The organism is Lishizhenia sp. (genome assembly GCF_033720595.1).
Classification (GTDB): domain Bacteria; phylum Bacteroidota; class Bacteroidia; order Flavobacteriales_D; family Crocinitomicaceae; genus Lishizhenia.
This window is the reverse complement of the sequence record NZ_JAWWCF010000106.1, coordinates 1-10,489: the sequence shown is the minus strand read 5'-3', so window position 1 is coordinate 10,489 and position 10,489 is coordinate 1. Positions and strand designations below refer to the sequence as shown.

12 protein-coding genes are annotated in these 10,489 nt (G+C 35.0%); 1 reads left to right on the top strand and 11 read right to left on the bottom strand.

Annotated elements, in window-relative coordinates; all coding sequences use genetic code 11:
• The 11 genes from R3333_RS08825 to R3333_RS08775 all read right to left on the bottom strand — a co-directional run.
• The coding region (locus R3333_RS08825; protein ID WP_318958424.1) for a hypothetical protein at positions 1-275 on the bottom strand (275 nt) is incomplete at its 3' end.
• Positions 276-278: 3 nt separating this feature from the next.
• Positions 279-869 (bottom strand): sigma-70 family RNA polymerase sigma factor, encoded by a 591-nt coding sequence (locus tag R3333_RS08820; protein WP_318958423.1) that lies wholly within the window; start codon positions 867-869, stop codon positions 279-281.
• Positions 866-1,966 carry a hypothetical protein gene (locus R3333_RS08815; RefSeq protein WP_318958422.1) on the bottom strand — a complete coding sequence of 367 codons (1,101 nt, stop codon included), beginning with the start codon at positions 1,964-1,966 and terminating at the stop codon, positions 866-868. The genes R3333_RS08820 and R3333_RS08815 overlap by 4 nt, the downstream gene beginning before the upstream one ends.
• Before the next feature lie 316 nt (positions 1,967-2,282).
• Entirely contained in the window at positions 2,283-2,957 is a 675-nt protein-coding gene (locus R3333_RS08810) for a response regulator transcription factor (RefSeq protein ID WP_318958421.1), read from the bottom strand.
• Between the two features lie 57 nt (positions 2,958-3,014).
• Positions 3,015-3,488 (bottom strand): hypothetical protein, encoded by a 474-nt coding sequence (locus tag R3333_RS08805; protein ID WP_318958420.1) that lies wholly within the window; start codon positions 3,486-3,488, stop codon positions 3,015-3,017.
• A 2-nt stretch (positions 3,489-3,490) separates the two neighbouring features.
• Entirely contained in the window at positions 3,491-4,279 is a 789-nt protein-coding gene (locus R3333_RS08800) for a DUF4249 family protein (protein ID WP_318958419.1), read from the bottom strand.
• On the bottom strand, positions 4,280-6,616 hold the full coding sequence (locus tag R3333_RS08795; protein WP_318958418.1) for a TonB-dependent receptor: 2,337 nt from the start codon (positions 6,614-6,616) through the stop codon (positions 4,280-4,282). It lies immediately after the preceding gene.
• 91 nt (positions 6,617-6,707) lie between these two features.
• Entirely contained in the window at positions 6,708-7,469 is a 762-nt protein-coding gene (gene truA / locus R3333_RS08790; RefSeq protein ID WP_318958417.1) for a tRNA pseudouridine(38-40) synthase TruA, read from the bottom strand.
• 36 nt (positions 7,470-7,505) lie between these two features.
• Positions 7,506-8,198: a Crp/Fnr family transcriptional regulator gene (locus R3333_RS08785; RefSeq protein WP_090247440.1), complete on the bottom strand. Its 693-nt coding sequence runs from the start codon at positions 8,196-8,198 to the stop codon at positions 7,506-7,508.
• Positions 8,199-8,315: 117 nt separating this feature from the next.
• Positions 8,316-9,116: an aldo/keto reductase gene (locus R3333_RS08780; RefSeq protein WP_318958416.1), complete on the bottom strand. Its 801-nt coding sequence runs from the start codon at positions 9,114-9,116 to the stop codon at positions 8,316-8,318.
• Positions 9,106-9,681, bottom strand: coding sequence for a hypothetical protein (locus tag R3333_RS08775; protein ID WP_318958415.1), 576 nt, complete (start codon positions 9,679-9,681; stop codon positions 9,106-9,108). The genes R3333_RS08780 and R3333_RS08775 overlap by 11 nt, the downstream gene beginning before the upstream one ends.
• Positions 9,682-9,830: 149 nt before the next feature.
• Here R3333_RS08775 and R3333_RS08770 point away from each other — a divergent pair, with 149 nt between their 5' ends.
• Entirely contained in the window at positions 9,831-10,487 is a 657-nt protein-coding gene (locus R3333_RS08770; RefSeq protein ID WP_318958414.1) for a transglutaminase family protein, read from the top strand.
• The last annotated feature ends 2 nt before the right edge of the window (positions 10,488-10,489 follow it).

The following is a 10,489-nucleotide window of genomic DNA, read 5'->3' as shown; positions in this document are numbered from 1 at the left end:
TGTAAAATAGGCTGAGCGTAGAAAGCTTTATTGTTCTTCCAAAGCGTTAATCCTCCTTTTCCGTGTTTCTTTTCAAACAAATCATCCAACTTTGCCTTAACCGATTCCAATTTCTCAAGACGTTCTGATTTATCTATCTCCATTTGCTGAAAGAACAATTTAAGCGAGATAAAATCATCCTTAGATATTCCTTCTTTCTCTAACAAACGCAACTCATCACCACTTAAGTCGCGGTAATTTTTATGCTTGATGATATGATCTAATTCTTCTTTCATTCTTTACCTCCTATTTTTAGGATCAAATTCCTTCATCCTCTCTGCTACCTTTTTGTGGGCATGAAACAATCTAGATTTAACCGTTCCTTCATTTATCAAAAGTACTTCTGCAATTTCCTTAATGCTCATCTCTTGCAAATGCCTCAATTGGAAAACCTCGCTGTGTTTCACATCCAGATCTTCGATAACACCCTCTAATTTTTCTTCAAAATTTTGCCAATGTAAAATTTCCAGACTACCTCTACTCTCATCGAGAATTCCATAGTCGTCTTCTAATCCATTTTGAGTATTGGAACGAACCTGCATCTTTTTGTATTCATTTTTCACCATGTTATTGGCCACTGAATACAACCATGTTTTAAAGACTCTTTCCGGATCAAAGGATTCTGGTTTCTGGATTAATTTGGCAAATAAATCGTGTACAAAATCTTCTGCTTTCTCTTTGTCTTTTTTAAGTTTTTGTTGAAAAAAGTAATGCATAGCAGCAGCATATCGTTCGTATAAATGATCAAAGGCAACCTTTTTCCCTTTGGACATCCATACAACGAGCTCCTCATCACTCAATGCACTAAAATCTCTTTTAAACAATCTCATTTTTCAGAATCCAGCAACGTATTCAATTGATCTTCTCTATTTATTCCTTTAAGTATTACCTTAACTTGTTCCTTATAATTCTTCTTCAGCTCTTCATTCTTTTCAGCCTCATATAGAAATTTTAATAAAGGAATATAATTAGCACTCAAGCTTTGCGCCAATCTACTCTCCTTCTTTAAGATGACCTTATCAAGAGAATTCCATATTTTTTGATTGACTTTGTAACTCACCTCTTCGTTAAACCTGTATGTCAACCCCTTAGTGGCTAGCTTTTCATTGAGTGATGATAGATAATCTTTCGGTAAGGTCATGGCTACGTGTATCTTTTTATCACTATTTAAGTTTAAAAACATGTTCACGTAAACAGTATTGATGAATTGCCCTTCTGGTAGTACATAATCTTTCTCTCTCAAACTTTGTCTATATGTATCACTCGTTAAAAAATCAATATTTATGATTTCAACATCTAGCCCTAATTCTTCGTTAGCGATTAGTAATGGATAAGTATCTCTTTCTCCATGCGTAAGTAACACACCATTTTCTACAGACTTTAAAACATCTTTGGCATAGTCAATTAAACTCCTGTCATAAACTTCCTTCTGTTTCAACAACTTTAAGTAGGTTTGAGCTTTCAGCTCATTATTCATGATGTAATAATACCCGAGCATCTCTTCCCACACCTCTGAATTACCTGGAGATAAAAAAGCTGCTTTTTCCAAATAATCGAATTTGTCAGTATCGTAATTACCCGCCAAATAACTGTAAAAGTTATACTCAAATGTAGACTTACCCGTCAGCGCCATCACCGCTAACTGTTTATCTAAAACTTCGCGTTCTTTTTGATCAAAACTCTTTTTTGAAGTTTGCGTTTGCAACAATTTATATTGGAGGCTAAATTCACTTTTAGCACTTTCAAACGCTTGGTTTAAACGATTGTTATCGAAAAATTCAGTCGTTTCATCTTGAACCGGTTCAACTTCCTTTTTCTCTACCTGATTAGATATCGTATTCTTATTTTTATACTCCAACTCATTCTGCTGTGAAAAGCTGAAAAAGTAGACGTTAAAAATGGACAATATGTAAATTATCTTCCTCATCACACCTAAAAGTACAACTCTGCATCAAAAGGGTTCAAAAATTTATTTATAAATTGTTGTTAGGTGTATGTACAGCGAAAGAGAATTCAGAAAATTAAGACTTGAGGAGCGATTGGAACTCCTGAAAAATGCCGGCGATTATGTTGGCGTAAGGTCAACACCTAGTCATAGAGTATATCTTTTTATATACAATGGATATTACGTTGAACTTTGGCAAATCATCAGTTTAAACCATGTCCAATGGATAGAAGTTCAAAGCAATAAACAAATACTCAGTGAATATATTAAGGACCTTGATTTAAGTGATTTGTGGTGATTAACTATCCGAGGCAAACAAGAATTTATTCGGACTCACCAAATCAGATTTCACAGCGTACATAACGATACCCGCCGTATTTTTCACCCCCAATTTGGCCATAATATTCTTGCGATGTGTATTGATTGTATGCGTACTTAAATGAAGCATTTCTGCAATCTGAGCATTGGTGAAACCTTCTGCTATTTTCACGATAATTTCTAATTCCCTTTCTGATAAAATAACAGGCTCACATGAAAAGTTTTCTAGGTTAATATCCTCAACATCGATATTTGCCTTTTGAATCGTTTCAAGAATCTGTCCACAAAAGAATTGATTCCCTATTCCTGTTTCTTGTACAGAGTTGATAATTTCTGTGATATCACAATCTTTTTTGATGTGCGACATTACTCCCGAACGCAAAGCATGTACAACCGTTTGCGCACTTTGATCGGGTGTTATTGCAACAAATCTCAAGTTCTTTTTTTCTCCCAAAAGCTGAGGGATAATATCTATAGAAAATTTTGGAGATGTGTAATCAATAAGAATTACATCAATGTCAAATGCCTTTACACGCTCTAACAATTCCTCATTCGACGAAGCCTCTGCCACAACTTGGATTCCAACGGTTGAAGCCAGGACAGTTTGTAAGCCTACACGAATCAAATCATTGTTATCTGCGATTAAAACATTCATGCTGCAAATATAAACACTTCACTAATTTATTAAGAATAAATCTAAATTAAAATACTACTAGTTTTCCACCAGTTGTTTTAGACTACTTTCTTTTACAGGAAGTGGCCATTGCCCGCGTAATTGTTTAAGGTTATCAACCAAAGCGTCATATATTAATAACTCCTTGGCATTGTTTTGTGTTGATAATTCCTGGAAAGGAATTTGGCGTATTTTACCTTCTTCCTCCACGGTGATTTGCATACGTGTGAAAAAATCCACTTCCAACTCAGCACCTAATTCTTTTAAAAATTTCACAGATGCATCGATAGAACATCCACTAGGAGGCGTGATACTTTCATCCACAACAACTGCTACGAAATAAGGATTAACTATGGCTGCAGTGGCCCACAACTGTTTTCCATGTGCAGCCCACTCTTTGGTAAATGCTTTCAATTTTTCATCAACATAATTTACCTCTGTAGCACTTAATGCTCTATTGGTTTGATACAACCAAACTCTACTATTTTCAGGAAAATCCTTAAACTGATCCATTTCTATTCTTCAATTACTACGCTCAAAGTATCTCTTCCCCATGCGGCAAAATAACCCAGAGCATTGTTGTTCCAATTTGTTGTCGGATTAGTTGGAGCTGCTGAATTACCACCTAAAACACTAATTAATTCTGTGTAATAATCGTAGGTAACTCTATCCAAACTACGCAACTCTACAAAGATAGTATCTCCTACCGCATATCGGTCGGCAAAGAATGGTATTTGGAAGACATTTCCATTTACAAATTCATCATCAAACAAAAAGATTTCATCCTCATTATCATTTACAGTATCACTAGAAACTCTAATGGCTCTCCAATAATTTGCTTCATCAATTGGATCTGTTAAAGACATGCTCAATACATAACCTGAATCTCCAAAAATACTTTGAGGAATAAACTGATAGGGTAAAGAGTCTAAAGGTGTAACATCATTTAAAAATGAATTTGCCGAATAAGTAACTCCATCGAGTTGAACCTCTAAATTGTAGTCTCCATTGTATTGCGGAGTATAATTGAATAAATCATACCTTCCATTTCCTGCATTATTCAAAACTGTAGGCACTCCTTGTGGGTCTGTAATTGTAACACTTGCATTGGCAATTTTCTCAGAATCTTCGTTTGAAAAGTAATTAGAAGTATAACTCAATTTAGCCACTACACTGTCACCAGACGCATAGTAATTACTCTCAATAACAACCTGTGGGGCTGCCTCATTTAAATTTACATCTATAACTTTCTGACAAGAAGCAAAGACCAACACTAAACTTCCTAAGGCTATTAATCTTTTCATCTATTTAAATTTAAAATTGTAAGTAATTGCTGGAACTATTTTAAACAAAGTTGTTTGAACTGCTTCTGTAGCACCTGTATCTTCATTCTCTCTAAAAGTAATGGCATAAGCGTTCTCTCTGTTATATACATTGTACACCGAGAAATTAAGGTTGTGATCAAACTTTGGTCTTTCCTTAAAGTACCAAGTTAGCCCTAAATCTAAACGGTGATAATTCGGCATACGGTAGGAATTTCTTTCTTCATAATACCCCACTGTATATCCTTCAATTTCGTATTTGGCATACGGAAATGTAACCGCATCTCCTGTATAGTATACAAAGCTTCCACTTAACGCCAATTTATCATTCACCTTATACATCATCACTACAGAAATGTCGTGAATTCTGTCTTGACGAGCAGAGAATTTCTCTCCATTATTAATGTCGTCAAACTGTCTCAAAGAACGAGAAAGAGTATAACTCAACCATCCAGTGAATTTCCCTTTTACTTTTTTCAATTGAAATTCAACTCCATAGGCCTGACCATCTCCGTAAACTAATTCACCTTCTACCAATTCATTAAAAATTAAACTTGCCCCTGGTCTGTAATCAATTTGATTTTGCATGGCTTTGTAATACGTCTCAACAGAAGTTTGGAACATGTTTTTTCTAAAGTTGTGGTAATAACCTACAGCAATCTGGTCTGCAATTTGAGGTTTCACATTGTTTGAAGAGGGTACATACACATCTGTCGGCGCACTTGTAGTTGCATTACTCAACTGATGGATGTATTGATAGTTTCTATTAAACCCTAGTTTGATAGAATTTACTTCCGTTAGAATAAAACTTGCAGAAAAACGTGGTTCTAAACCTTGGTGGTAAGCCATCGATTCACCATTATTATATTCAGTTTGCTGCACCAAGTCTCCTATTTCATCAAATTCATAAGCAGTTCCTGAACCAATTAGGTTAAAGCCCGAATAACGTAAACCATACATTAAAGACCAGCGATTCCCTATTTTCTGTTCATTTTGTACATACAACCCAAACTCTAAAGCTTTTCGTGGGTCAAGCTCAATTTCATTGAACCCAAAATCATCCGTAGAAGCTTCTAAACGACCCGGACTGAAAGTGTGATGCATAGCGTTTAAACCAAACATCATTGTATTGTTTTTATTGATAAAATAAGAAAAGTCTTGTTTCAAATTGTAATCCTGGATAGATGAAACTACACCAAAACTCTCATCTCCTTGACCAATAGTAAACTGATAATTGAAATTTGAAAAAACTAAAGAGGTATTCGAGAATAACTTATCATTAACGATGTGATTCCACCTTACTGTTCCTGTTGTATTTCCCCAATCAAAACCAAATTCATCAGAGAAAGCAAACACATCCTTTCCAAAATAACCGGAAATGAATACTCTATTTTTATCGTTGATTTTATAATTTGCTTTGGCATTTAAATCATAGAAGAATAAAGAAGTTGAATTGATTTGAGGGTCATTGGATAGTTTTAGAAATAAATCCAAATAACTTCTTCTTCCCGAAACAATGAATGAACCTTTCTCTTTTACGATGGGAGCTTCTAGGGTTAGTCGAGATGAAATTAACCCCAGTCCACCACTAGCTTGAAACTTTTTGTTATTACCATCTCGCATTACCACATCCATCACAGAAGAGGCTCTACCTCCATATTTTGCGGGTATTCCGGCTTTGTACAATGAGACATCTTTAATGGCATCTGAGTTAAACACAGAGAAAAAACCTAGTAAGTGAGAGGCATTATATACGGTAGACTCATCGAGTAAAATCAGGTTTTGATCTGTACCTCCACCTCTTACATAAAACCCTGCATTTCCTTCTCCAGCACCTTTTACACCAGGAGTTAATTGAAGGGTTTTCATAACATCTTTTTCTCCAAAAAGAACCGGTAATGTTTCTATATCTTTCGGATCTAAGGTGGTAACATTCATTTGCGCCCCCGTAACATTATCATTATCTCTTTTGGCTTGAATCTCAACCTCCTCTAAATCTTGAACATCTGAAGGAACATTCAATTGAATATTTAAGGTAAGGTTAGAATCAAGGTCAACAGCTTTGGCAATAGGGTCATACCCTTGGGCTCTATAAATAAGAGTATAGCTCCCCTTTGGTAAACTCAACGAATAAAATCCGTAAACATTTGTTGTTGCTCCAGTATTTTCAAGCTCTTTTACAATTACGCTTGCACCAAAAATATCTTCCCCATTGGTGGCATCAGTAATACTACCAGAAACTGTAACATTTTGAGCTATAGAAAAACTTGATAACCAACCGATGCATACAAGTAAAAATAAAGCCTTGCTTTTTATCATCTCTTGTTTTTTTTATAAAGCTACTTCTTATTTCCCTGAATGGAATAACAGGAAGTGATGAAAGGATACAATCAATTATAAATCGATTGATTTACAATTTTATTTGCTCCCAATCATATTCTATCTTCCACAAATATAGTCCATCTGCAGGAGCTGATATTTTCGCCTCCCCCCTATCTTTCGCATTCAAAATCAAGGGAATATCTTCAGGAGTAATCTTCCCCAAACCGACATCCAGAAGAGTCCCAACAGTTGCCCTTACCATATTTCGTAAGAATCTATCTGCACTAATTTCGAATACCAACATTCCATTTTCTTCTCTAAACCAATGGGCTTTACGAACGTCGCAAATGTTTGTTTTTACATCGGTGTGTAATTTAGACAAAGAAGTAAAATCTTTTCTGCCTAACAAATGCACGGCAGCTTTGTTCATGGCTTCTATATCTAATTCTTTGGGGAAGTAGGTTGAGGTATGAACTTCAAAAGGATTTTTTTCTTGACGAATAAAGTATCTATAGGTTCTGTTGGTTGCTCCAAAACGCGCATGCGCTTCTTCCTTTACAGGAAAAATAGTATGTATGGCGATAGAAGGTGGTAGCATTTTATTGAGCTTATATTTAAGCTGTTCCATGTCTTTAAAATGCTGGGGTAAATCGGCATGAAAAATATAATGATGCGCATGTACCCCGGTGTCTGTTCTTCCACAGCCCACAACTTTCACATGCCTTTTGCTATTTAATTTTGAGAGCGCTTGCTCAAGAGTTTCCTGTACACTGATTTGTTTGGGCTGAACTTGCCATCCATAATAAGGTGTACCGTTGTAGGAAATTTCAAAAAAAAACCTTTGCATCATGGATGCAAAGGTAATAAGTTGTTGAGAATATATTTCTTATTTCAAATCAGAAAGATCTCTAATTAGAAGTGATTTTCTTTCTAAGTGAATTTTATCCTCGTTTTTCAATTCATTTAATAAGGTAGTTACCTTCTGTCTTGATATTGCTGTAATGCTCGCAATCTCCTGATGCGTTAATTTATGTTTTACCAAGATTTCGTGTCCAACAGGTTTTCCTAAATCTGCTGCTAACTCTTTAATGAAATCGACTAATCTGGTTCTGGCATCTTTGAACATTAAAGATTCCATTCTTTTCTCTGTACGTTTCAAACGTTTGGTAACTTGTTTCATTACTTTTTCATTTAAAACAGGGTGCTCTTTCAATAACATTTGCATGTTGTCTTGAGAGATAGTACAAACGATAGAATCTTCGTCCATTGCCATGGCAAAGTCTTCTCTTTTAGAAGAAGGATTTTTCTCTAGTAAACTCAATTCTCCAAACATTTCTCCTTCATAGATAATTGCTTTGATATTTTCTTTACCATTTGAAGAGTGCTTTCCAAGCTTAATCCTACCACTGGCTAAAAAATAAATATCTCCTGATGAATCATCTGGGAAGAAAACATATTCTCCTTTATTCAATTTCCTAGTCGAAGTAAGCTGCTCAATTTTCTTTTTATCCTCAAACGAAATTCCCTCAAACAAGTTGATTGAATCTATATGCCATAATTTTGTTAATTCTGTTGTCATCGCTACTTCTTTTAATTCTTATCGTTACTTAGACGACTAAATCTAAATTTCCTTACAAAAATACAATTTATTTACCAAGGTAACAACTTCACGGGTAAATTGTTCTATTAACAAATGTTAAAAATCGAAGGTCAAAGGATCTGGTCCTGTGCGTAAATCCTTATTTAGAGCGGAGACTGCAATCACCTCATCATCAGTTAGATTAAAATCAAATATTGACGAATTTTCTAAAATTCTTTCCTGTTTGCTCGATTTTGGTATCACCCCTACTCCTTTTTGAGTAAAAAATCTCAAAATTACTTGGTAAGGACTTTTTTCATATTTTCTTCCTATTTCTTTTAACACCTCAACCTCACCAATTGTTCCATTCATTAACGGACGCCAAGCTTGGGCCAGTATTCCATGCTCTTTGCAATATACTTGCATTTCGTCTTGCTGAAACTGCATATGCATTTCTACTTGGTTTAAGAAAGGATAAACATCAAACTCTTGTTTTACTTTTTCTAGATGTTCAATATTAAAATTGCACACCCCTACTTTTCTGATGACACCCTCCTCCTGAAAACGCAACATCTGTTCAAAGGACTTTTCCCATTTGTTAACCACAGGCCAATGAATTAAGTATGCATCTAAGAATTCTGTCTGGAGCTTTTTTAAACTGCGCATCAAAGCTTTTTCTACATTCCCTTCGCGCATTTCATCTGTCCATATTTTGGTAACTACGTTATAGTTATCCCTATCCACAGTAGAGTTTTTAAGCGCATTTCCTATCTCCTCTTCATTCCCATAAAAAGACGCTGTGTCAATTAATGTAATTTCATTTTCCAAAGCAAACTCAACGGCTTTGGTACATTCATCACCCAATAATTTATACGTCCCCAAACCAAACAAGGGGAATTGTTTCAAGCTATTCATCATATTTAATTTCGTCTGTTTTTTCTTTTTTCAATAAGAAGAAATAAAGTAAAGTGGGGAATAACATTACTGCGTAAGCTACTTTATCGAACATGGAAATATCATTAAGAATGTAATCCATTCCTAACAAATAGAACATCAATAAAAAATGAAGTATTAATGCTCCAAAATAGAATAAAGCATAGATAGCTTTCTTACGATACAGGAATACTAAACCACAGAATAATCCAACCCAGATAAAAATATCTAAAAACTGAAATTGTTTGAAATTTTCTAAAAAGATTTCCCCTTTATCAAATCCTAACTCTTCTCCCCTTTTAATTACAATATCTTCTACACTGATTTGTTTACTTTTTTGAATCAAATCATTTAAGGCAATGGCTACATAACTAATAGCAGCCCAACAAAAAAACACGAAAAACCCCAATACATTAATAAAAAAAATGATACGTGTAAATAGATCTGGTTTTTGCTTTCCGAAAATGCCGAGGCGTATTTTACTTAAGAAAGTAAGCGTATCCTTAGGCGATACGGTATTGAGTTTTTGTGTGTCTATTTTTAGGGCCATCTATATGCTCAAAATTAAAAGGTGTTCTCAATTGAAGTGAAAGCTAAATGTATTAAAAAAGAAAAGGTAATCTAGGATATGTATCTTACTTTTTAGAAGCAGAATCAAAAGCAGAAGTCTTCTATATTTGTAGCAACCAAGTTTAATTTATGCAGGAATATTTAGCATCCACTCCTTTTTTAGATTTTGAAAATGAAGCGCTTCAAAATTTTATAGCTCCCCTACGTTCATTATCAAGCGATAAAGAAAAAGCGGTACAGTTGTATTATAAGGTTAGAGATGCTTTTTTGTACGACCCCTACCACCTAGACCTTACCCCTGAGGCGCTAAAGGCAAGTCAAATTTTAACAAAAAAAAGAGCTTGGTGTGTTGAAAAATGTATTGTTATGGCTGCGGGTGCCCGTGCACTTGGAATACCTACTAAACTTGGTTACGCAAATGTGATCAATCACATTGGGGTTGAAAAACTCATGCATTATTTAAGACATGAGGAGATTGCTTTCCACGGATTTGTTGAACTTTACATAGAAGGGAAATGGGTAAAATGTAGTCCCACCTTTGATACAAGAGTATGTAGAATAGCCAAAGTTGAACCTTTGGATTTTGACGGTGAAAAGGATGCTTTACTGCAAGCTTTTATTGGAGAGGAACAATTTATGGAGTACACTAAGTTCCATGGAACGTTTGCCGATGTACCTTTATTATTGATGAACCAAGAGATGTACAACTACTATCCTCACCTTTTCAAAACGGTCTACAATGAAAAAGGATTTTCTTTTAAGCATTTGCCTATGGGGGAGTTTTAAAC